Here is a 23,140-nt window from a genome sequence, read left to right as displayed (position 1 = left end):
GGCTCGGTGACCATGACGTCCCCCGCGCCAGCCGCCCCCGCCGCCGACCCGAGCGGCGGCGCGCCCGCCGACCCCGCACCGACCGCCGCGCCGTCCGCCCGGCGGGGCGGCGGCGGCCGTCGCGTCCTGGCGGTGCTCGGCTCGTCCGCCGCCGTCGGCGCGCTCGGCTTCCTCGGTGCGCTGCTCGCCTTCTTCATCGGCAACGGCCACACCCCCGAGGTGTTCGTGCAGCTCACCGGGCACTTCGCCCTGGCCGGCTTCTTCGCGGCGGCCCTCCTCGCGATCTCGAACGCCGCGGGCGCGCTGCGCACGTGGTTCCTGGCGCTCATCTCGGGCTTCGCCGCCGCCGTCCTCGCCGCGATCCTCGCGACCACCGTGACGGTCCTCGCGACCGGGCGCGGCATCTCGGGCGAGCTGTTCCTCTTCGTCGTCGGCTCCCTCGTGAGCCTGAACCTCGTCTTCGTGCTCCTCGTGACCCTCGGCGAGCTCTGGCTCGCGCCGTTCGTCGCCCGCGCCATCCAGTCGTACCAGCCCGAACGGATGCCGCGGCGGATCGCCCTCGTCCGCATCCCGGCGTCGAACCTCGCCGAGGGCGAGCTCACCCACCTCGAGCGGACGCCCGTCGACCAGGCGAAGGCCGACGAGCAGTGGGACAATTACTGCGCCACCCTCGTGGCGGAGGGCTGGGAGACGGTCGAGGTCGACGCCGCGCCCGAGCTCGCCGACTCGGTCTTCGTCGAGGACACCGTGGTGATGTTCGGCGATCTCGCGGTGATCACGAGCCCCGGCGCGGGCTCCCGCCGCGGCGAGACCGACGGCGTCGAGCGCAGCGTGCGCGATCTCCCGGGTCTCGAGCTCGCCCGCATCGAGGCGCCCGGCACCCTCGAGGGCGGCGACGTCCTGAAGGTGGGTCGCACGGTCTACGTGGGCGCCTCCAGCCGGACGAACGCCGAGGGCATCCGGCAGCTCCGAACCCTCCTCGAGGGGCGCGACTACACCGTCGTCGCCGTGCCGGTCACCCGGGCGCTGCACCTGAAGAGCGCGGTCACGGCGCTGCCCGACGGCACCGTGATCGGCCACCCCGAACTCGTCGACGCGCCGAGCCTGTTCCCGCGCTTCCTCCCCGTGCCCGAGCGCGAGGGCGTCGCCGTCGTGCTGCTGTCGGACGACACGCTGCTGCTGTCGGCCGCGGCGCCGCGGACGGCCGAGCTCCTCGTGAGCCTCGGCTACCGCGTGCTCACGGTCGACATCAGCGAGTTCGAGAAGCTCGAGGGCTGCGTCACGTGCCTGTCGGTGCGGGTGCGCTGAGCCCGGACACGGGGCGGAGCGTCCCGACGCCGTCGTGGAGCTCCAGCAGCCGGTCCGCGCGCTTCACGAGGGGCGGATCGTGCGTCGTCACGACCGCGGCGACGCCGTGCTCGTGGACGAGCTCGCCGATGAGGTCCATCACCTGCGCGGCGGTGCCGCTGTCGAGCTGACCGGTCGGCTCGTCGGCGAGGAGCAGCTGCGGCCGGGCGACGAGCGCCCGGGCGATGCCGACGCGCTGCTGCTGACCGCCCGACAGCTCGTACGGCCGCTGCGCGGCGTGCTCGGCCAGGCCGACGAGGCGGAGCGCCTCGGCGACCCGCTCCTCGCGCTCGGCCGGTTCGACGCGCTGCAGCCGGAGGGGGACGGAGACGTTCTCGGCGGCCGAGAGCACGGGGATGAGCCCGAACGACTGGAACACGTAGCCCAGCCGATCCCGCCGCACCTCGGCGAGTGCCGCCTCGTCGAGCGTCGAGAGCTCCAGCTCGCCGAGGCGCACCCGGCCCGAGTCGGGCCGGTCGAGGCCGCCGAGGAGGTTCAGGAGGGTCGTCTTGCCGGCACCCGACGGCCCGGTCACGACGAGCAGCTCGCCGGGGCGGACCTCCAGGGAGACCTCGCGCACGGCGTGCACCTCGCCCGCTCGGCCGGCGAAGGTGCGGGTGATCGATTCGGCGCGCAAGGTGGTCATGCGGCTCCTCCGTCCTGCTCGGGGGCGGCGTGCCGGCCGCGGCGGCGGGGCGCCTCGCCGGTGCCGGGGTCGGTGCCGGTCCCGGCCGTGCTGGCATCGGACGGCCGGCGGTCGGTCTCCGCACCGGGGGCGGGCTGGGCCGGGCGGGGCCGGGGCGGCGGGGCGCCCTCGTGGCCCGGCCAGACGCCGACGTGGTCGGGTTCCAGCGCGAGCCGCACGCGTTCGCGCAGCTCGAGTCCGGCGACGAAGTCGTGGGGGAGCTGCAGGCGGCCGACCCGGTCGAGCACCGCGAACTCCTCGGCGATGGCGTGCTCTTCGCCGTGCTCGTCGAGCCGGGTCGAGCGGAGCACCTCGGTGGAGGTGCGGCCGTCGCGGATCTGCACGGTCCGCCGCACGTGCTCGGACACCGTCGGGTCGTGGGTCACGATGAGCGTCGTCACGCCGAGCTCCTCGTTCACCCGCCGCATCGCCTCGAGCACCGAGGCGCTCGTCGCCTCGTCGAGCTCGCCGGTGGGCTCGTCCGCGAGCAGCACCCGGGGCGCGTTCGCGAGGGCGACGGCGATCGCCACGCGCTGCTGCTGGCCGCCCGACAGCTCGCCCGGGCGGCGGTCGGCGAGCTCGCCGACCTCGAGGAGCTCCAGCAGCTCGGCGATCCGGTTCGCGCGGGCGGCCCCCTTCGCGGTGCCCGCGACGTTGATCGCGAGCGCCAGGTTCTCCGCGGCGGTGAGGTAGGGCAGCAGGTTCCGCGAGGTCTGCTGCCAGATGAAGCCGACGGTGGTGCGCTGGTAGCCGACGCGCTCCCGGCCGCCCATCGCGAGCAGGTCGTGGCCGGCGACCCGGGCGACCCCGGCCGTGGCGGTGTCGAGCCCGGAGAGGATGGTGAGCAGGGTCGACTTGCCGGAGCCCGAGGCGCCGACCACGGCGACCATCTCGCCGGCCTCGACCCGGAGGTTCAGGCCCTGCAGCGCCTGCACCTCGACGCCGTCGGCGCTGAAGATGCGCACGAGGTCGACGCAGAGGATGTGCGGTTCGGCGATGTCGGTCATGATTCCTCCTCCTTGCGGAGCGCTCTGGCGGCATCCACCCGGCCCCCGATGCTCGCGGCGACCCAGGCGCCGATCGCGGAAACCGCGATCGCGCCGGCGAGCACCCCGCCGACGAGCAGCGGGTCGATCGAGACGGGCGGCTGGACGATCGCGCCGGTGAACGCGGCGATGTTGATGGCCGGCAGGACCACGAGCGGCAGCACCAGCCCGAGGGCGGCGCCCGCGACCACCGCCGCGACGACGACCGGGCCGATCTCCCAGGCGACGAGGGCCCGTTCCTCGCGTCGGCGCAGGCCGAGCGTCGACAGCAGCGGCAGCAGCCGTTCGCGGGCCGGCCGGCCCACGACGAGCGTCAGCACGATGGCGAGCGCCGTCGCGAGGCTCGTGAGCACGATGGCGATGGCGAGGGCGATCATCAGCCCGCGCGCGGCCGGGCTCTCTGAGAGCGAGGCGGTCAGCGAGGCCGGCGTCTCCGCCGTGGCCGTCTCGCCCGCGACGGCGATCGCGGCCTCGGCGACCGCGGCGTCCGACGCCCCCGGCGCGACGCGGATGAGCACGGTGCGGGGCACGAGCGTGTCGGCGAAGGCGCGCGCCTTCGCGCGGTCGACGAGGAGCCAGTCCCGGCGGGGCGTGAACGCCGTCTCGGCGTCGATGCCCTCGACGACCTCGATCTCCTGCCCGTCGAGCCGGACCCGGTCGCCGCCCGCGATGCGCTCGGCGAGCGCCGCCGAGGCGAGCACGGGCACCGGCCGGTCGGCCGGCTCCCCGGCGGCGAGGGATGCCGGCAGCGGCACGACCCCGCTCCGGCCGGCCTGCACCGCGGACATCTCGGCGACGTCGACGACGACGACCGTCGTCGGCCGGCGCTGCCCGTCGATCTCGAGCGGCGCGGAGCCCTCGGAGTACACCGGGGCGATCGCCTCGACCCCGTCGATCGCGCGCAGCTCGTCGAGCTGCTCCGTGGTCAGCGGCCCGGCGTGCAGCTGCACGTCGGCGCCGACCTGCACGGCGGCGGATGCCTCGATGCCGCCCCGCACGGTGCCGAGCAGCACGGCGGAGAACACGGCGACCGCGACGCCGACGACGACCGCGAGCACCGGGACCAGCCCGGCGGACGGGTCGCGGAGCGCCCGCGCGGCGCCGAGGAACGGCACGAGCGAGCGGCGGCGCTCGAGCACCGCGACGAGCCGGCGCAGCGGCAGCGGGTAGGCGCGGAGCACCACGACGCAGACGACGAGGGCGAGCAGCAGCGGGACGGCCGCGAGAAGCGGGTCGACGCTCGCCGGCCCCGTCGCGTCGCCGCCTGCGAGGCCGCGGCGGAACAGCAGCACGACGGCGGTGGCGGCGACGAGGGTCACCGCGAGCTCGGCGATCCAGCGTCCGCGCGCCGGGACCCCGCCGAGATCGACCCTGGCGCGCCGCAACGGGCTCAGCTGCCCGGCCGAGGCGGCGAGCAGGACCCCCGGCGCGAGCGCGAAGGCCGCGGCGAGCCACCAGCCGCCGCCGCCCGCCTCGGAGCTCACGGCGAGGGTGCCCGCGAGGCCGCCCACGAGCAGGGCGGGCAGGCCGATGATCGCGCCCTCGGCGCCGAGGACGGCGCGCAGCTGCCCGGCGGAGCCGCCGCGCGCGGCCGCGAGCTCGAGGCCGGTGCGACGACGCTCGAAGACCACGAGCGCGCCGAGCACGAGCACCGCGATCGTGACGCCGATCGGGCCCGAGGCGACGGTCGCGAGCACGGCGTCGACGGCGACCGCCTCGCTGCGCGCCTGGATCAGCACGTCGCGCAGCCCGCTGCGGAACGTGATGCTGTCGGCCGTGCGGAAGGACAGCGTCTCGGCGCTCTGGTCGAGCGGCTCCATCCGGGACTCGACCTCGCCGAGCTGGTCGATGAGGGTCGACACCTGCTCCGCGCGGACCTCCCCGTACTCGAGCGGGAACCACACCTGGAGCTCGATCGGGAGCGACACCGACTGCACGGTCTCCCAGGAGGCGGGGTCGAGCATCGCGACGCCCGTGAGGATGGGCGGGCTGAGCCCGACCTCCTCGCGGTTCGCGCGGAGGGCGGTCGGCACGTGGCTCCAGAACGGGTCGGCGGGATCGACCGCCGTGTACGTGCCGGTGACGACCGCTGGCACCTGGCCGGTCGGGAAGTCGAGGGTGCGCGTCTCGCCGATCGCCCACTCCAGGCGTTCGGCGACGGGGACGGAGAGCACGATCTCCATCGGCTCCTCGCCGGGCACCGCGCCGTCGAAGGGGGCCGGCCAGTCGCCCTCGCTGAGCGCGGCGTGCTCGCGCAGCCGCGGATCGAAACCGGGCTGGACGCGGTAGATCGTGCTGCCGATACCCTGCTCCGCGGTGCTCGCGACGACCGGGTCGCCGATGACGACGGCGCTCGGCGGGCCGAGGACGGCGCGGAGTTCGTCGGGCAGCCGCTCCCGGATCTGCTCGGCCTGCTCCGCCTGCGAGCCCCAGACGGCGGCGACGTCCTCGGGCAGGGTGGACTCGCCCGGCCCGACCGGCGGGCGGTCCCTCGTCGACGCGGTCAGGTCGAGTTCGCGCGGCTCGGCGGCCGCCATCGACTGCCGCAGTGACTCGGTGTGCAGCGCGGTGATCGCCCGGGGCAGGGCGACCGCGGCGAACGCGGCGACGGCGACCAGCACCGCCAGCAGGATCGAGGCGGTCGGGGACGCCTGGAACTGCCGGGCCACGAGTCCGCCGGGGGAGAACCGGGAGCGCCTGCTCATCGCACCTCCTCCCGTCCGGGGCGGCCCGCGTCCCTGGTGACGGCGCGGGCCGAAACCAGGGCGACGGCGGCGGTCGCCAGCGCGAACGCGCCGAGCGCCGCTGCGAGCGGCCACCACTCGACCGCGAGCGCCGGGGCGAGGGCGGCCGGCGCGCCGGGCACCGCCGCCCGGGCGAGCTCGGCCGAGGTCGCCCACGCGGCGATCGCGCCGATCGCGGCGCCCAGGACGATCGCGGTGCCGACGGAGGCGGCGAGCTCGGCGAAGCGCGCGCGCCCCTGCATCGCCGCCGGAGCCCCGAGCGCGCGGAGCACGAGGACTTCGCCACGCCGGGACGCGCCGAGCGCGGCGGCGAGCGCGATGAGGGCTGCGAGCGCGGCGGCGAGGGCACCGATCGCCCCGAGCCAGAGCGCGGTGATCGCGGGGGAGACGAGGCTCGCCGTCGATGCGGCATCCCGGGCGAGCGCCACCGCGCCACCGGGGCGGTCGCGGTCGAACGCGGCGACGACGGCGGCCGGGTCGGCGGCGCCGATCCAGAGCTCATCGGGGCTCGGCGCGCGGGCACCGGCCTCGGTGACGGCGGCGTCGAGCTCGGCACGGTCGGCGAGCACGCCGATCTCGCCGGCGCCGGGGACGGCCTGCACGACGGCCGCGACGCGCGCGTCGATGGTGCCGTCGGCGCTGCCGAGCCGGAGGGAGATGCGGTCGCCGGGACCCGCGCTCGTGCTGGCGGCGAGCTTCTCGTCGATCGCGACGGGGAGGAGATCGGCGTCGGCGGCGTCGATGGCGCGGATCGCGCTCGCGATGTCGGCCGGGAGGCCGGGGGCGACCTGGGGCAGCAGATCGAGGCCTGTCGCGACGAGCGTCGCGGTCTCCGGGCCGACGCGGATCTCCCGCCGCACGACCGGCTCGACGACGACCGCGGGCAGGGCCTCGGCGGCGGCCTCCGCCGCGGCCGGGTCGGCGGCGCCGACGACGCGCACCTCGCCGCCGGTCGCGAGTGCGGCGGCATCGGCGTCGAAGCGCTGCCAGCTGCCGGCGACCGTGGCGGTGAGCACGATCCCGGCGACCCCGAGCATCGCGGTGAACGAGGCCGCGGCGAACATGGGCGCCCGTCGGGCCAACTGACGCAGGGGGAGCGAGGGCACCAGCCCGGGGCGCGCCGAGGCGATGCGTTCGAGCAGCCGCGAGACGAACGGCGTGCAGGCGAGGGCGCCGAGCGCGAGGGCGAGGAGCACGAGCACGGGGGCGAGCACCGCGAGCGGGTCGACGGCGGTGCCGCCGTCGGCGGTGCGGACCAGCGGGGAGCCGTAGAGCCGGAACTGCCAGAGCGACACGGCCGCCGCGACCGCGACGAGGATCGTGCCGCCGAGGGCGGCGGCACGGGTGCCGCGGCCGCTGTCCTCGCCGGTCGAGCGGGTGACGGGTCGGCGGGCCTCGCCCCACGCGCTCGCCGCGAGCAGGACGACGGCGACGAGCACCGAGGCTGCGGCGACCGCGGCGGCGATCCAGAGCGACCTCGGCTCGCCCGGCCGGAGCAGGAGCAGCGCGAGTTCGCCCGCGGCGGCCCCGAGGATCGCGGCGGGCGCGCCGACGGCGGCGGCCTCGCCCGCCTGCCAGCCGACGAGTTGCCGGGTCGCGGCGCCGCGGGCGCGGAGCAGCACGGTCTCCCCGCGGCGGGCCCCGGCGAGCAGGGTGCCGAGCCGGCCGAGGGCGGCGATGCCCGCCGCGGCGAGGAGGAGCAGGGGGAGGGGCGTGATGGCCCGCACCGCGTCGAGGCCCGTGATGGCGGCGTCGATCGTGGCGGGCAGCCCGCCGAGCTGGCTGAGTCCGTCCTCGCCGATGCCGGGCTCCGCCGCGAGCGCCGGGGTGGTGCGCGCGATGGCGGAGGTGAGCTCGCGGGCCGAGTCCGGGGTGAGCGCGTCGACGATCGGGGTCGCGGTCCAGCGCACCCGGACGGCCACCGGCAGGCCGTCGAGGGCGCGCTCGTCGACGAGGAAGGGGCCGGCGGCGCCGTCGGCCGAGCCGGTCGCGACGAGCGGCGAGCCGAACCAGGCCGGAGCGCGGGCGTCGTCCGGCAGCCAGGTGCCGACGAGCTCGAGGCTCCGGTCGGCGAGCTCGATCGTGTCGCCGACCGCGAGGCCGAGCGCCGCTGCGGCGCCCGCGTGCACGGCGGTGGGGATCGGCGCGGATGCCGAGCCGTCGCCCGCCGTCTCGGGCCACGCCCCGTCGACGAGGTGCGCGCGTGCCGCCGCATCGGGGTCGGTGAGCAGCACGAGGCCGGCGGCCGGCGCGTCCTCGCCGCTCGGCGGCACCGGAGCGCTCTCGACGGTGCGGCCCCACTCGATCGAGTCGGCCGGGAGCGTGCGGTCGAGCACGGCGGCGCCGGCCGCCGTCTGGGCCTCCGGGTCGCTCGACCGGCGGATCTCCCAGCGCACCGCGCCCTCGGCGCCGGCGGCCGCGCCGACGCGGTCGCGCAGCCCCGTCACGCCGGCGCCGGCGGCCTGGTCGATGATGGCGGTGCCGACGCCCGCGAGCACGAGCACGACTGCGGCGACGCCGGCGAGCACGCCCGAGCGCGCGCCGGCACGTGCCAGTGCCAGCCGGGCGGATGCCACGCGCGGAGCCTCCTCGATGCAGGGGTTCGGGTCGCCGCGGCGATCGGTGCAGCGGTGCGCCGGCGTCGAATTCGGACAGCATACCCCGCACCGGGGACTTGCGTACCACTCCTCGATCTGAATAGTCTGTAAGGCTGTCGCACCACGAGCGCGGCAGGCTCAAGGATCACGAGACGATGACGCAGGAGGACCCGATGTCAACAGCCCACACTTCCGCCCATTCGGTCGCGGTCGCTGGCGCTGGCATCCGCGCCCCGCGCCGTCCCGCTGCCACGCCGGAGCACTAGCTCCGGCACGTCGCGCCGGACACGGTCCGGCCCAGACGCCGCTTCGGCGGCGACCAGTACCGGGCGCCCCCGGATCGGCCGACTTCGGCCGAGGGTGCGCCGCACTCCGCTTCCGGGGGCCGCACCGCCGGTTCCCCTCGGGCACCGACTGCCGTCCCCGGACGACGGCCCGGTCCGCCATCCGCATCTCATCCCACGCCTCCGCGTGCCCGGCCGACGCCGCAGCACGCCGTTCCGAAAGGGCCGTCTTGACCACCCCACCCACCCACCCGCCCGGACACGCCGCCGAGGCGCCGCGCCTCGGCGCGGTGCGCGCCCTCTGGCGCCTCCGCGAGTTCGCGGGACCCGCGCTCCCCGCGTTCGCGATGAGCATGGGCGCCGCCCTCGTCGCGCAGCTCTTCGCGCTCGCGATCCCGCAGGTGATGCAGCAGATCGTCGACGGGCCCCTCGCCGACCGCGACGCCACCGCCGTGTGGCCGCTCGCGCTCCTCGTCTTCGTGCTCGGCGCGATCGAGTCGATCCTGTACGCGCTCCGGCGCTGGCTCGTCGTCGGCCCCGGCACGAAGGTCGAGGCCCGCATGCGCGACGCGCTCTACGCGAAGCTGCAGGACCTCCCGGTGAGCTTCCACGACCGCTGGCCGAGCGGCCAGCTCCTCTCGCGCGCCGTCAGCGACCTCAGTCTCATCCGTCGCTGGCTCAGCTTCGGCCTCGTGCTCACGGGCGCGAACGTCGTCATCATCGTGGTCGGCGTCGGCATCCTGATGTCGATGAACTGGCTGCTCGGGCTCATCTTCCTCGTCTGCTCGCTGCCGCTGTGGTGGGCCGGCTACCGCTTCGAGGGGCAGTACTCCGAGAAGTCGCGGCTCAGCCAGGACCAGCAGGGCGATCTGGCCACCGCCGTCGAGGAGTCGGTGCACGGCATCCGCGTGCTGAAGGCGTTCGGGCGGGGCAAGCACGCGCTGTCGACGTTCCGCGCGCAGGCCGAGTCGCTCCGCCGCACCGAGATCGAGAAGGCGCAGCTCGACGCGAACATCTGGGTCTGGATCATGGTCGTGCCGGCCATCGCGCTCGGCGCGTGCCTCGTCGTGGGCATCTGGCTGGCCGCGAACGGCCAGCTCAGCGTCGGCGAGCTCGTCGCCTTCTTCGCGACGGCGACGGTGCTGGCCTGGCCGATCGAGTCGATCGGCTTCATGCTGGCGTTCGCGCTCGACGCGCGGACCGCGACCGACCGCTTCTTCGACATCATGGACAGCGAGAACACGATCCTCGACCCGGAGGAGCCGCGCACGCTCGAGCGGCCCCGCGGGGAGCTCGCGTTCGAGCGCGTGCACTTCCGCTACCAGGACGCCCCGTCGCGGTTCCCCGACCTGCTCGACGACGTCGAGCTCGTCGTGCGCCCGGGCGAGACCATGGCGCTCGTCGGGCTCACCGGCAGCGGCAAGACGACGATGACGGCGCTCACGACGCGCCTCTACGACGTCACGGGCGGCGCCGTCACGCTCGACGGCGTGGACGTCCGCGCCTTCAGCCGGGAGGAGCTCCGCCGCCACATCGCGATGGCGTTCGAGGACGCGACCCTGTTCAGCGCCTCCGTGCGTGAGAACGTGCTGCTCGGCCGGCCGGAGCTCGCGGGCGACGACCCCGCGGTGCGGGCCGAGGCGCAGCGCGTGCTCGAGGAGGCGCTGCGCATCGCGCAGGCCGGCTTCGCCTACGAACTGCCCGAGGGCCTCGAGACGAAGGTCGGCGAGGAGGGCATGAGCCTGTCCGGCGGCCAGCGCCAGCGCCTCGCGCTCGCCCGCGCCGTCGCCGCGAAGCCCGCGGTGCTGGTGCTCGACGACCCGCTCTCCGCGCTCGACGTGACGACCGAGGCGAAGGTCGAGGAGGAGCTGCGGAACGTCCTCGCCGACACCACCGCGCTCATCGTCGCGCACCGCCCCTCGACGGTCATGATGGCCGACCGGGTCGCGCTGCTCGAGTCCGGCCGCATCACCGCGGTCGGCACGCACTCCGAGCTCCTCCGCGAGTCGGAGCACTACCGCTTCGTCATCTCCAGCCTGGAGGACGAGGAACTGGCGGCGAGCGATCCGTCCCGCGCCGTCGCCGAAGAACCCGAGACCGACCGAGAGGAGGTCGCACGATGAGCGTCACCGGCGTTCAGGGAGAAGAGCGCGAGCACTACACGCGCGCCGAGTCGCGGCAGATCCGCCGCCGCTCGATGCGTCTGCTCGGCGCCCTGCTGCACCCGCTGCGGCCGACGCTGTGGCTCACCGTCATCGCCGTGATGCTGTCGTCCGCCGCGCAGGTGGCGGGCCCGGCGATCATCGCCTACGGCATCGACACCGGCATCCCCGCCCTCATCGGGCAGAACTGGTGGCCGGCGGCGCTGTCGGGTGCGGCGTACGTCGTCACCGGCCTCGTCGGCGCGTTCCTCATCGCGGTCTACATTCGGCTCTCGGCGCGGATCAGCCAGGCCGTGCTCATCGACCTGCGCACGCGGGTGTTCCTGCACACGCAGAAGCTCTCGCTCGAGTTCCACGAGTCGTACACCTCGGGCCGGATCATCTCGCGGCAGACGAGCGACCTCGACGCCATCCGCGAGCTCATGGACGAGGGCCTCACGCTCCTCGTCCGCGGCCTCATGTACATGGTGTTCACCGCGGCGATGCTCATCATCCTCGACTGGCCGTCGGGCGTCGTGCTGCTCATCGCCCTCGTGCCGCTCGGCATCCTGACCCGGTGGTTCCAGCTGCGCTCGCAGCAGCTGTTCCGCCGCTCGCGGGTCGCCTCGGCGCGCCTCATCGTGCAGTTCGTCGAGACCATGACGGGCATCCGCGCGGTGCAGGCGTTCCGGAAGGAGCGCCGCAACGAGCGCGAGTTCGGCGGGCTCGTGGAGGACTACCGCGACGTGAACGCGAAGGTCCTCGGCCTGTTCGCGGTGTTCAACCCGGGCCTCGCGCTCATCGGCAACACCGCGGTGGCCGCGACGATCGTGCTCGGCGGATTCCGCGTCGTCGACGGCTCGCTCCAGGTGGGCGTGCTGCTCGCCGCCGTGCTGTACACGAAGCGGTTCTTCGACCCGATGGAGGACCTCGCGATGTTCTACAACGGGTACCAGTCCGCCGCGAGCGCGCTCGAGAAGATCTCGGGCGTGCTGGAGGAGGAGCCGAGCGTGCCCGACCCCGAGCGGCCCGTCGACCTGTGGAACGCCACCGGGCGGGTGCGCTTCGACGGCGTCGAGTTCGCGTACACGACGGACCGGGTCGTGCTGCCGAGGTTCGACCTCCACATCCCGGCGGGGCAGACGATCGCGCTCGTGGGCTCCACGGGCGCCGGCAAGTCGACGCTCGCGAAGCTGATCGCCCGCTTCTACGACCCGAGCGAGGGCGCGGTCACCCTCGACGACCTCGATCTGCGGACCCTGCACCCGAAGGACCTCCGCCGCGCGATCGTGATGGTGACCCAGGAGGCGTACCTGTTCTCCGGCTCGGTGGCCGACAACATCGCGCTCGGGAAGCCGGACGCCTCGCTCGACGAGGTCGTCGCGGCCGCGAAGGCGGTCGGCGCGCACGAGTTCATCGAGGGCCTGCCGAACGGCTACGACACCGACGTGAACAAGCGCGGCGGCCGGGTGAGCGCGGGGCAGCGCCAGCTGATCTCCTTCGCCCGGGCGTTCCTCGCGAACCCGGCGGTGCTGATCCTCGACGAGGCGACGAGCTCGCTCGACATCCCGAGCGAGCGGCTGGTGCAGGAGGGCCTCACGAAGCTCCTCGCCGACCGCACGGCGATCATCATCGCGCACCGCCTGTCGACCGTCGCGATCGCCGACCGGGTGCTCGTGATGGAGCACGGCCGGATCGTGGAGGACGGCTCGCCCGCCGAGCTCATCGGCGGCGACGGCCGCTTCGCGGCGCTGCACGCGGCGTGGCGCGACTCGCTCGTGTGAGCCGGGTGGAGCGGACGGCGGCGGACGCATGACGGAGGCGGGCGACCCGATCGGGTCGCCCGCCTCTGCCGTTCCTCGCGGACGGGGTTAGATGCTGCAGCCCGCCGCGCGCGCCGCCGCGTAGGGGAAGCCGGGGATGGGGCCCGGTCCCTTCTGCGGGTAGCAGATGATGTTCCAGGTGCGCGGTCCGACGATGCCGTCGGCCGTGAGCCGGAAGATCCCCTGCACCCGGACCACGGCCGACCGGGTCTTCGGGCCGAAGTTGTTGTCGACGGCGAGGCCGGCGCCCGTGTGGTAATTGACGAGCTGCTGGATGTAGCCGATGCAGCTCGAGTAGCCGCCCTGCGAGTAGTTGTAGTCGACGCAGCGGCCGGCGGCCTCCGCCGGTGCCGCCGCGGTGCCCGCGGCGCCGATCGTGCCGGCCGCCGCCATCGCGAGCGCTGAGAGGGTCAGGGCGAGCTTGTGCCGCCTCGTACGAATCTTCACGGTGATCTCCTTCCGGCGCGGGTCTGGGCCGCGCGTGGCGATCGTATGCGCCGCGGATCGCCGGCGTCGATGGGCAGCCCTCCCCATCCGGGGCCCGGGGCGGAGGCGGAGGCGCGCGGCGGCACCCCCGGATTGGGACCTGCCCCGCCGTTTCCAGCGCGATACAGTGAGCGGGGCGGTGTGTGCGCCCGCGGCCGCGCGCCCGAGCGCCGTCGAACGGAGGAGCCATGGGCGATTCGACCACGCCCCTGCGAGTCGTCATCGCGGATGACGCGATGCTGCTTCGCGAGGGCATCCAGAAGGTCCTCGAGGACGCCGGCATCGAGGTCGTCGCCTCGGTCGGCACGGCCGACGAACTCCTCGACATCCTCGACGAGCTGCCAGTGGACGCCGCGGTGCTCGACATCCGGATGCCCCCCGGGCACAGCGACGAGGGCGTCGTCGCACTCGAGCGCATCCGCGCGGGCGGCTCGACGATCGGCGTCCTGCTGCTGTCGATGTACGCGACCCCGGAGTACGCCTTGCGCGTCATGGGCGCCGGCAGCGGCACCGGGTACCTGCTGAAGGAGCGCGTGGCGCAGCCGCAGACCCTCGTCCGCGCGGTCGAGACGGTCGCCGGCGGCGGATCGGTCGTCGACCCCGAGGTCGTGGAGCAGCTCGTCGGGCGCAGCCGCGTCGACGACCCGATCTCGCGACTGACCGAGCGCGAGCGCTCGGTGCTCGAGCTCATGGCGCAGGGCTACTCGAACGGCGGGATCGCCCAGGCGCTGTTCCTCGGACTGAAGACGGTCGAGACGCACGTGCGGAGCATCCTGCAGAAGCTCGGCCTGGAGGAGTCGCGCGACCACCATCGCCGCGTGCTCGCGGTGCTCGCCCTCCTCGGCGAGCGGTGACGCCGAGATGACGCGGGGCCGGCGCGCGGGCGGTGGCGGGGTGAGGCCGAGGTGATGGCGCCGGGCCGGAACGGCCGCATCGCCCGGCGCACCGTCACGCTCGCGATCGCCGTCGGGCTGAGCCTCGCCATGGCGGTCTCCGGGTACTGGGCGACGCCGGCGGCGGCGCGGCCGGAGACGTCGTACGCGACGCTGCACGCGATCGTGCCGCTCGTCTTCGCCGCGTGCGCGGGCGTCGCCTGGGCGCTCGGCGAGAGCCGCTGGCCGGCGCGGCTGATGGTCGCGTTCGTGGTGCTCTGGATCCCGCAGTCGATCTACGCCGTCATCGGCGACGTGGGCTGGCTCTGGCCGCTCGTCCGCGGCGTCGACCTCGGCTGGGCGGTCGTGACCGGCATCATCGTGCTCATCTACCCGCGCGGCGTCCTCCGGGAGCGCTTCGACCGCTGGGTCGTCGGGATCGCGATCGTCGCCTCCGCGGCGAACCTCGCGGCCGTGCTCCTGCTCGCCGCGCCCGGGGACGGCGTCTGCGCCTGCACCGCGCCGAACCCGTACCGGATCGCCGTGCTGCCCGAGCTCTTCACCGCGATCGACGTCGGCTACCGCATCGTCGGCGTGGGGCTCGCCCTCGCGATCGCCGTGCGGCTCCTCGTCCGCTGGATGCGGGGGAGCGTGCCCGCGCGGACGGTCGCGTTCCTGATGCCGCTCGCGCTCCTCGCCTGGGCGACGACGCTCACCGCGCAGGCCGTGAGCTACGCGGCGGAGGCGCGGGGCGACCAGATGCTCGCGACCGTGTCGCTCATCGCGATCGCCTCGATCCCGGTGAGCTTCGTCGCGGGCGTCGCGCACGCGCGCAACATGCGGGCGCGCGTCGCCGACCTGATGCGGATCACGAGGGAGGGCGCCGACCGCGGGCTCTGGGCCGAGTCGCTCGCGCGGACCCTCCGCGACGCCTCGGTGCGGGTCTACTGGTGGGACGAGGAGCGCGGGGTCTACGCGGATGCCTCGGGCGCGCCGATCCCGGAGGGCGACGCCGACCCGCGCGGGAGCCAGAGCGTGCTGCCCGTGGCCTCGCCGCTCGGCGTGCCGATCGCGCTCATCCGGCACGATCGCGTGCTGACCGACAACATGCGGCTGCTCGACGGCGTCTCGAGCGCGCTCCGGCTCTCGGTGGACAACGGGCGCCTCCGCTCGGAGATCGAGCGGACCCTCGCGCACGTGCGCGAGTCGCGTCAGCGCATCGTGGAGGCGGGCGACGAGGCGCGGCGCCGCATCGAGCGCGACCTGCACGACGGCGCGCAGCAGCGGCTCGTCTCGCTCGCGATGCGGCTGCGCCGGACGGCCGACCAGGCGCGCGACCGGGGGATGCCGGCGGTCGCCGACGAGATCGACGCGGAGATCGTGCTGCTGAACGCCGCGCTGAAGGAGCTGCGGGAGCTCGCCCAGGGCATCCACCCGAGCCTGCTCGCGCAGGGCGGGCTGCCGCTCGCGCTGCCGGAGCTCGCCGGACGCTGCTCCGTGCCGGCCGAGGTGCGGGTGCAGCTCGGCGGACGGCTGCCCGAGCTCGTCGAGGCGACCGCGTACTTCGTGGTGGCCGAGGCGCTCGCGAACATCGACAAGCACGCCCGGGCCTCCCGGGTCTGGCTGGAGGCGGCGACGAGCGGCGGTGAGCTCCTGCTGAGCGTCCGCGACAACGGTGCGGGCGGCGCCCGCCTCGACGCGGGCACCGGCATCCTCGGCGTCGTCGACCGGGTCGAGGCGGTCGGCGGCCGGCTGGACCTCGCGAGCGAGCCCGGTCGGGGGACGACGGTCTCGGTGCGGCTGCCGCTCGTCGACGGCGCCGGCGGGGCGCAGACGGCGACGGGCTGAGCCGCTCCGGGGGCTGCCGGCTCAGGCCCGCCAGCGGCAGGCGGCCAGATCGATCCGGTAGCCGTCGTCGGTGTCGGCCGCGAGCAGCGGGGTGCCCTCGCGCTCGTAGTGGGCTCGGGCCTCGGCGCCGTGCCCGCTCGGCGGATGCCCGCCCGCGCGGATGACGCGCCACCACGGCACGGTCCCGCCCGAGAGCGCCATCACCCGGCCGACGGCGCGCGCCCCGCGGGTGCCGAGCAGGGCGGCCACGTCGCCGTAGGTCGCGACGCAGCCCGCGGGGATGTCGGCGACGACCGCGAGGACCGCGTCCGCGAAGCTGCCGAGGGCGTCGCCGGCCGGCGCGTCGTCACGCGCGGCGCCGTGGGGCGCCGGGTCGGCGGCCCGGTCGCCGGCGTCCGGTCGCGGCATCCGCCCGCTCAGAGCTCGAGCGCGCCGATGACGTCGCCGTAGGCGGTCTCGCCGACGTCGACGAAGCCGACCCGGTGGAAGAAGGCCTCCGGGCCCTGGTCGCCCGGCTCCCAGAGCACGGTGATGCGGTCGAAGCCGCGGTGCTTCGCCTCCTCCGCGAGCGCCGTCGCGAGGAAGCGGCCGACGCCCTGGCCCTGCACCTCGGCGTCGACGTTGATGCGCCAGATGCAGGCCCGGAACTCCTCGTGCGAGTTCTCGGGGTCGAAATTGCCGTGGATGAACCCGACGACGCGGTCGTCGAGCAGCGCCACGCGCTGCCAGGCGGTGTCGGGGTTCACGACGGAGGCCTCGGCGGAGTAGGTGACGGGGGCGATGAACTGCTCCTGCCCGGGCTTCAGCGACAGCGTGTTGGCCGCGACGATGTTCGAGGCGGACAGGTCTTCAAGTCTCAGCGCACCCATGCGAACAGGCTAACGGCTCGCGGCCCGCGCCGGTATCCGCCGGAAGTGCCATCCTCCGCAGGCCCGCCGTCCGGCGGATCCGCGGGGGAGGATCTCTCGATGTCGAGATATTCGCGCGACACGGTAAACTGTCCGGCGGCGCGAACTCGCGCCCCGCCGGTTCTCGAGCCCGCACGACGGGCCCGCTTCCCCGCCCGCATTCAAGGAGACATCCCTTTGTCGAAGATCAAGGTTGAAGGCACCGTCGTCGAACTCGACGGCGACGAGATGACGCGCATCATCTGGCAGGCCATCAAAGACCAGCTCATCCACCCCTACCTCGATGTGAACCTCGAGTACTACGACCTCTCGATCCAGAAGCGCGACGAGACCGACGACCAGATCACCGTCGACGCCGCGAACGCCATCAAGCAGCACGGCGTCGGCGTCAAGTGCGCGACGATCACCCCCGACGAGGCCCGCGTCGAGGAGTTCGGTCTGAAGAAGATGTGGCGCTCGCCGAACGGCACGATCCGCAACATCCTCGGCGGCGTCATCTTCCGCGAGCCGATCATCATCTCGAACATTCCGCGCCTCGTCCCGGGCTGGAACAAGCCGATCATCGTCGGCCGCCACGCCTTCGGCGACCAGTACCGCGCGACCGACTTCCGCTTCGACGGCCCGGGCACGCTCACCATGACGTTCACCCCGCAGGACGGCTCCGAGCCGCAGCAGTTCGAGGTGTTCCAGGCGCCGGGCGCCGGCGTCGCGATGGGCATGTACAACCTCGACGAGTCGATCCGCGACTTCGCGCGCGCCTCGCTGAACTACGGCCTCTCGCGCAACTACCCGGTCTACCTCTCGACCAAGAACACGATCCTGAAGGCCTACGACGGCCGCTTCAAGGACCTGTTCCAGGAGGTCTTCGACACCGAGTTCAAGGACGCGTTCGACGCGGCCGGCCTCACCTACGAGCACCGCCTCATCGACGACATGGTCGCCTCCTCGCTGAAGTGGGAGGGCGGCTACGTCTGGGCGTGCAAGAACTACGACGGCGACGTGCAGTCCGACACCGTCGCGCAGGGCTTCGGCTCGCTCGGCCTGATGACGAGCGTGCTCACCACGCCCGACGGCAAGATCGTCGAGGCCGAGGCGGCGCACGGCACGGTCACCCGCCACTACCGCCAGCACCAGCAGGGCAAGCCCACCTCGACGAACCCGATCGCCTCGATCTACGCCTGGACGCGCGGCCTCGCGCACCGCGGCAAGCTCGACGGCAACCAGGAGCTCATCGACTTCGCGAGCACCCTCGAGGACGTCGTCGTGAAGACCGTCGAGTCCGGCGCCATGACGAAGGACCTCGCGCTCCTCGTCGGCCCGGAGCAGGAGTACCTCACCACCGAGGGCTTCCTCGACGCGATCGACGCGAACCTGAAGGCGCGCCTCGCGGCCTGATGACGCGGGCCGCAGCGCGGCCGGTGCGAAGGGCGGATGCTTCGGCATCCGCCCTTCGTCGTCCCTGCTCCGGCGCACGCCGGCCGGATGCCGCGTGCCGACCCCGCCCGCCGGGGCCGCACCCGTCGTAGGCTGGGCGCAGGACCGGCGCGGGGGAGCCGGCGGAAGGAGCGGGCTCGTGGCACGGATCCTGCGCATCGCGAGGCGGTACTGGGCGGTCACGCTCACCGTCGTCGTCGGCCTCGCCGGCCTCCTCCTCTGGGCGGTCGGCGCCGGGGCGGTCGTGCCCTGGCTGTTCAGCGGCTACGCGCTCGCCATCGCGGCCTGGCAGGCCGTCGGCATGGTGCGCGACCTGCTCCGCGGGCACTGGGGCCTCGACGTCCTCGCGATCACCGCGATCGTCGCGACCGTGCTCGTCGGCGAGTACATCGCCGCGCTCGTCGTGGTGCTGATGCTGACCGGCGGCGAGGCCCTCGAGGACTACGCCAACCGCCGCGCGAAGCGCGAGCTCGACGCCCTGCTCACGCGGGCCCCGCAGCTGGCGCACCTGCGCCGCGACGGCGAGATCGTCGACGTGCCGGCCGATGCCGTGCGCGTCGGCGACGTGCTCCTCATCCGGCCGTCCGAGCTCGTGCCGGTGGACGCCGTGCTGCTCTCCGCCGAGACGACGATGGACGAGGCGCAGATCACCGGCGAGAGCGTGCCCGCCGAGAAGCACGCGGGCGATCCGGTGCTGAGCGGATCGGTGAACGGCAGCGCCGCCGTCGAGGTGCGCGCGACCGCGACCGCCGCCGACAGCCAGTACCAGCAGATCGTCGCGCTCGTCGCCGAGGCCTCCGAATCGAAGGCGCCGGTCGTGCGCCTCGCCGACCGCTACGCCGTGCCGTTCACGGTCTTCTCCCTCGCGCTCGGCGGCATCGCCTGGTGGGCGTCCGGCGATCCCGTGCGCTTCGCCGAGGTGCTCGTGCTCGCGACGCCGTGCCCGCTGCTCATCGCAGCTCCGGTCGCGTTCCTCGGCGGCATGAGCCGGGCCGCGAAGAACGGGCTCATCGTGAAATCGGGCGGGGTGCTCGAGCTCCTCGCCCGGGTGCGGACCGCCGTTTTCGACAAGACCGGCACGCTCACGAGCGGCGAGCCGGAGCTCGCGGAGCTCCGCCCCGAGCCGGGCTTCGACGAACGGGAGCTCCTGCGCCTCGTCGCGAGCGCGGAGCAGTACTCCTCGCACGTGCTCGCCGCGGCGATGCTCCGCGCGGGCGCCGAGCGCGGACTCGCGCTCGCCGAGGCCGACCGGGCCGCCGAGAACGCCACGAACGGCGTCGTGGCGAGGATCGAGGGCCGCGAGGTCGTCGTCGGCAAGTTCCGCTTCGTCGCCGAGCACGCGCCGGACGCGCGGCGCACCGAGATCGCCCCCGGGCAGCTCGCGATCTACGTCGCGGTCGACGGCCGCTACGCCGGCGCCGTGCTCGCCGCGGACCACGTGCGTCCGGATGCCGCGGCCACCCTCGCCGAGCTGCGCCGCCTCGGCGTCGAGGAGACGCTGATGCTGACGGGGGATGCCGAGGCGACCGCGCGGCACATCGCCGACGAGCTCGGCATCACGCGCGTGCACGCGGAGTGCCTGCCCGGCGACAAGGTGCGCGACGTCCAGGCGATCGAGCGCCGGCCCGTGATGATGGTCGGCGACGGGGTGAACGACGCCCCGGTGCTCGCCGCGGCGGACGTCGGCGTGGCGATGGGGGCGAAGGGCACGACGGCCGCGAGCGAGTCGGCGAACGTCGTCGTGCTCGTCGACGAGATCTCCCGGGTGGCCCGCGCGGTGCGGATCGGGCAGGACACCGTGCGGATCGCCCTGCAGAGCATCTGGCTCGGCATCCTGGTGAGCGTCGGGCTGATGCTCATCGCGGCCTTCGGCGTCATCCCGGCGACGCTCGGCGCGGTCCTCCAGGAGGTCGTCGACCTCGTCGCGATCCTCGCCGCGCTGCGGGCGATCGGCGGGCGGCTGGACCGTGCGCGACCCGCGGCGGCGCCCGCGAGCGAGCCGGCGGCGGTCGGCTGAGCCCGGCGGCCGGATCCGGATCACAACTCGGTAACGAGCGGCTCCCGTCGGGAATCCCTCTTGCGCGAAGTTTGTTCGTAAGCTTTACTAACTTTCGTGACTGCTACGGAAGCACCTCGCGGAACGGCGCAGGCGGAGCTCGCGGGCCCCGCCGCCGGATCCGGCGCGCTCAGCGGCCTCTCGAGCCGGAGCCGCGCCCTCCGCCCCACGGGCAAGGTGCTGCCCGAGCACGCCCGCAGCCACAACCGCGCCCTCGTCCTGCAGACCCTCTACACGGCGGGCGCGCAGAGCCGCGCCGACCTCGCCCGCGAGACCGGCCTCACCCGGGTCACCGTCTCCGACCTCGTCGCGGAGCTCATGGCCGAGGGCCTCGTCCTCGAGCTCGGCCAGCGTGAGGACGCCCGCCCTGGCAAACCCGCCACCCTCCTCGACGTCGCCCGCGGCGCCTTCCGGATCGTCGGCATCGACGTCTCGGGCCACCGCGTCGTCCGCGGCGCCGTCCTCGACCTCTCCGGCACCGTCCTCGAGCGCGCCGAGTCGCCGCTCGGCGGAGCCACGGGGGAGCGGGCCTTCGAACTCGTCGCCGAGCTCGCCGCCCGGCTCGTCGCCCTCGCGACCGCCCCGGTGCTCGGCGTCGGCATCGGCACCCCCGGTGTCGTCGACCCCCGCGGCACCGTGCGCTCCGCGCCGAACCTCGGCTGGACCGACCTCCCGCTCCAGGCGCGCCTCTCGGCCCGCCTCGGGCTGCCCGTGCACGCCACCAACGACGCCAACGCCGCCGTGCTCGCCGAGCACGGCGCCGCCGAGGCCGACGACCTCATGCTCGTGAAGATCGGCCACGGTGTCGGTTCGGGGCTCATCGTCGGGGGTCGGCTCGTCACCGGATCCGGCTTCGCCTCCGGTGAGATCGGCCACGTCGTCGTCGGCACCGACGGCGGCCCCCGCTGCGTCTGCGGCCGCGACGGCTGCCTCGAGGCCTGGCTCTCCGTGCCGCGCCTCACCGAGCAGCTCGACGCCCTCGGCACCGACGCCGACGCCGCCGCCCGCGCCGAGGTGCTCGCCGAGGCCGGTCGCCGGCTCGGCATCGTGCTCGCGCCCGTCGTCGGCGCCCTCGACCTGCCGGAGATCGTGCTGAGCGGTCCGGCTCACCTGCTCGACGGTCCGCTCATCGAAGCGGCCCTCGAAACGCTCCGGAAGCGGACGATGGCGGAACAGACCCGCGATCTGAGGCTCCGGATGACCGCGCACGGGCAGGACATCGTCCTGCGCGGCACGGCCGTCATGGTCCTGTCCGGAGAACTCGGGGTCTCGTAGACGAGCCCTCGCACCCGAGAGAACAGCGTCCTGCTGCTCCTTCACCCCCAGAAAGGAAACAACGCAATGCGGAAACTCGGCATCGTGGCCCTCGGCGCCGCTGCTGCGCTCACCCTCGCCGGCTGCGCCTCGGGCGACACCGGCGGAGGCTCGGACGAGAACGCCACCATCCGCGTCTGGCTCGTCGGCACCGACACGCCCGACACGGCGCGCGACTACCTGGTGAAGACCTTCGAGGAGGAGCACCCCGGCTCGAAGCTCGTCATCGAGGAGCAGGCCTGGGACGGTCTCGTCGACCGTCTGACCACCAGCCTCTCCGGCTCGGACAGCCCCGACGTCGTCGAGGTCGGCAACACCCAGGCCGCGGCGTTCACCTCGGCGGGCGCGTTCCTCGACCTGACCGACCAGTACGACGCCCTCGGCGGTGACGACCTGCTCCCCGGCTTCGTCGAGGCGGGCAGCTACGACGGCAAGTTCTACGCCGCGCCGCTCTACTCGGGCTCGCGCCTCGTCTTCTTCAAGAAGGACGCCATGGCGGCGGCCGGTCAGACCGTGCCGACCACCCTCGACGAGTACGTCGCCACCGGCGCCGCGCTCGCCACGGCGAACCCCGGCAAGTCGGGCATCTGGTGGCCCGGCCAGGACTGGCGCAACGCGCTCCCCTTCATCTGGGAGAACGGCGGCGAGGTCGCGGTGCCGGACGGCGACAAGTGGGACGCGCAGCTGAGCTCGCCCGAGTCGATCAAGGGCCTCGAAGAGGTCCAGAAGACGATGCAGACCGCTTCGGTCGCCCCGAAGGACGCGAACGAGACGAGCCCCGAGGTCGGCTTCTGCGACGGCACCACGCTGCAGCTCTCGGCCCCGAGCTGGGTCAAGTTCTCGATCCTCGCGCCGGTCGACGCTGAAGCCCCCGGCTGCCCCGACCAGGAGGCCAACCTCGGCGTCTACGCCCTCCCGGGCAAGGACGGCGGCGCGGCGCAGGTCTTCGCCGGCGGCTCGAACATCGGCGTGTCCGCCAAGTCGGCGCACCCCGAGCTCGCGGTCGACGCGCTGAAGATCATCCTCTCGGACGAGTTCCAGACGATCTACGCCGAGGGCGGCCTGGTTCCGGCCAAGCTCTCGCTCGCCGACAAGCTCGGCACGGACGAGGTCGCGCAGGCGATCGCCGCCGCGGCCGGCAACGCGAAGCTCACGCCGGCCTCGCCGCGCTGGGCCGACGTCGAGGCCGCCCGCATCCTCGAGGACCTCTTCGTGAACATCGCCCAGGGCGGCGACGTGAAGAGCCTCGCCGAGGAGGCGGACAAGCAGATCGAGGACATCCTCAACAGCTAGTCGGCACCCACCGACCGAGCGAGTCGGTACCCGCCGACTTCGCGGTGGCGCGGGGCCCCGTCCCCCCCCCCCCCCCCCCCCCCCCGCGGGGGGCGGGGGCCCCCCCCCCCCCCCCCCCCCCCCCCCCCCCCCCCCGCCCCCCCCCCCCCCCCCCCCCCCCCCCCCCCCCCCCCCCCCCCCCCCCCCCCCCCCCCCCCCCCCCCCCCCCCCCCCCCCCCCCCCCCCCCCCCCCCCCCCCCCCCCCCCCCCCCCCCCCCCCCCC

16 protein-coding genes are annotated in these 23,140 nt (G+C 74.5%); 9 read left to right on the top strand and 7 right to left on the bottom strand.

Annotated elements, in window-relative coordinates:
- Window positions 1-12 precede the first annotated feature (12 nt).
- The gene (gene ddaH / locus ROT00_RS02830) at window positions 13-1,308 is read left to right on the top strand and encodes a dimethylargininase (RefSeq protein ID WP_404772177.1); all 1,296 of its coding nucleotides are present in this window, start codon (window positions 13-15) and stop codon (window positions 1,306-1,308) included.
- Here ddaH and ROT00_RS02825 read toward each other — a convergent pair.
- Genes ROT00_RS02825 through ROT00_RS02810 form a run of 4 tightly spaced genes read right to left on the bottom strand, consistent with a single transcriptional unit; the run spans window position 1,280 to window position 8,398 of the window.
- The gene (locus ROT00_RS02825; RefSeq protein WP_404772175.1) at window positions 1,280-1,993 is read right to left on the bottom strand and encodes an ABC transporter ATP-binding protein; all 714 of its coding nucleotides are present in this window, start codon (window positions 1,991-1,993) and stop codon (window positions 1,280-1,282) included. The two genes, ddaH and ROT00_RS02825, sit on opposite strands and share 29 nt — an antisense overlap.
- On the bottom strand, window positions 1,990-3,039 hold the full coding sequence (locus ROT00_RS02820) for an ABC transporter ATP-binding protein (protein ID WP_404772174.1): 1,050 nt from the start codon (window positions 3,037-3,039) through the stop codon (window positions 1,990-1,992). The genes ROT00_RS02825 and ROT00_RS02820 overlap by 4 nt, the downstream gene beginning before the upstream one ends.
- Window positions 3,036-5,783, bottom strand: coding sequence for an FtsX-like permease family protein (locus ROT00_RS02815; RefSeq protein WP_404772172.1), 2,748 nt, complete (start codon window positions 5,781-5,783; stop codon window positions 3,036-3,038). Before ROT00_RS02815 ends, ROT00_RS02820 begins: the two co-directional genes overlap by 4 nt.
- The gene (locus ROT00_RS02810; protein ID WP_404772171.1) at window positions 5,780-8,398 is read right to left on the bottom strand and encodes a hypothetical protein; all 2,619 of its coding nucleotides are present in this window, start codon (window positions 8,396-8,398) and stop codon (window positions 5,780-5,782) included. The genes ROT00_RS02815 and ROT00_RS02810 overlap by 4 nt, the downstream gene beginning before the upstream one ends.
- A gap of 535 nt (window positions 8,399-8,933) precedes the next feature.
- Between ROT00_RS02810 and ROT00_RS02805 the strand changes: the two genes are divergently transcribed.
- Both ROT00_RS02805 and ROT00_RS02800 read left to right on the top strand, forming a co-directional pair.
- A complete protein-coding gene (locus tag ROT00_RS02805; RefSeq protein ID WP_404772170.1) occupies window positions 8,934-10,826 on the top strand; it encodes an ABC transporter ATP-binding protein in 1,893 nt (630 codons plus the stop codon).
- Window positions 10,823-12,628 carry an ABC transporter ATP-binding protein gene (locus ROT00_RS02800; protein WP_404772168.1) on the top strand — a complete coding sequence of 602 codons (1,806 nt, stop codon included), beginning with the start codon at window positions 10,823-10,825 and terminating at the stop codon, window positions 12,626-12,628. Before ROT00_RS02805 ends, ROT00_RS02800 begins: the two co-directional genes overlap by 4 nt.
- An 87-nt stretch (window positions 12,629-12,715) precedes the next feature.
- Here ROT00_RS02800 and ROT00_RS02795 read toward each other — a convergent pair whose 3' ends face one another.
- Window positions 12,716-13,114, bottom strand: a complete 399-nt coding sequence (locus ROT00_RS02795) for a peptidoglycan-binding domain-containing protein (RefSeq protein ID WP_404772167.1) — start codon at window positions 13,112-13,114, stop codon at window positions 12,716-12,718.
- A 227-nt stretch (window positions 13,115-13,341) separates the two neighbouring features.
- Here ROT00_RS02795 and ROT00_RS02790 point away from each other — a divergent pair, with 227 nt between their 5' ends.
- Window positions 13,342-14,007 (top strand): response regulator, encoded by a 666-nt coding sequence (locus tag ROT00_RS02790; RefSeq protein ID WP_404772166.1) that lies wholly within the window; start codon window positions 13,342-13,344, stop codon window positions 14,005-14,007.
- Between the two features lie 54 nt (window positions 14,008-14,061).
- A complete protein-coding gene (locus tag ROT00_RS02785) occupies window positions 14,062-15,873 on the top strand; it encodes a sensor histidine kinase (protein WP_404772164.1) in 1,812 nt (603 codons plus the stop codon).
- Window positions 15,874-15,894: 21 nt separating this feature from the next.
- On the opposite strand, the gene ROT00_RS02780 is transcribed toward ROT00_RS02785, so the two are convergent.
- Both ROT00_RS02780 and ROT00_RS02775 read right to left on the bottom strand, forming a co-directional pair.
- On the bottom strand, window positions 15,895-16,281 hold the full coding sequence (locus ROT00_RS02780; RefSeq protein ID WP_404772162.1) for an MGMT family protein: 387 nt from the start codon (window positions 16,279-16,281) through the stop codon (window positions 15,895-15,897).
- Between the two features lie 8 nt (window positions 16,282-16,289).
- Complete coding sequence (locus ROT00_RS02775; protein WP_404772160.1) at window positions 16,290-16,742, bottom strand: GNAT family N-acetyltransferase; 453 nt, start codon at window positions 16,740-16,742, stop codon at window positions 16,290-16,292.
- 216 nt (window positions 16,743-16,958) lie between these two features.
- Between ROT00_RS02775 and ROT00_RS02770 the strand changes: the two genes are divergently transcribed.
- The 4 genes from ROT00_RS02770 (at window position 16,959) to ROT00_RS02755 (ending at window position 22,878) form a co-directional block, all read left to right on the top strand.
- A complete protein-coding gene (locus ROT00_RS02770; RefSeq protein WP_404772158.1) occupies window positions 16,959-18,176 on the top strand; it encodes an NADP-dependent isocitrate dehydrogenase in 1,218 nt (405 codons plus the stop codon).
- Between the two features lie 178 nt (window positions 18,177-18,354).
- Window positions 18,355-20,232: a heavy metal translocating P-type ATPase gene (locus tag ROT00_RS02765; protein WP_404772157.1), complete on the top strand. Its 1,878-nt coding sequence runs from the start codon at window positions 18,355-18,357 to the stop codon at window positions 20,230-20,232.
- 96 nt (window positions 20,233-20,328) lie between these two features.
- Window positions 20,329-21,546, top strand: coding sequence for an ROK family transcriptional regulator (locus ROT00_RS02760; RefSeq protein WP_404772155.1), 1,218 nt, complete (start codon window positions 20,329-20,331; stop codon window positions 21,544-21,546).
- 66 nt (window positions 21,547-21,612) lie between these two features.
- Complete coding sequence (locus ROT00_RS02755) at window positions 21,613-22,878, top strand: extracellular solute-binding protein (protein ID WP_404772154.1); 1,266 nt, start codon at window positions 21,613-21,615, stop codon at window positions 22,876-22,878.
- Window positions 22,879-23,140 lie beyond the last annotated feature (262 nt).

The organism is Agromyces mediolanus (assembly GCF_044917495.1).
Taxonomy (GTDB): Bacteria; Actinomycetota; Actinomycetes; order Actinomycetales; family Microbacteriaceae; genus Agromyces; species Agromyces mediolanus_B.
The sequence above is the reverse complement of the archived record's forward strand: the minus strand, read 5'-3'. Positions and strand labels throughout refer to the sequence as shown.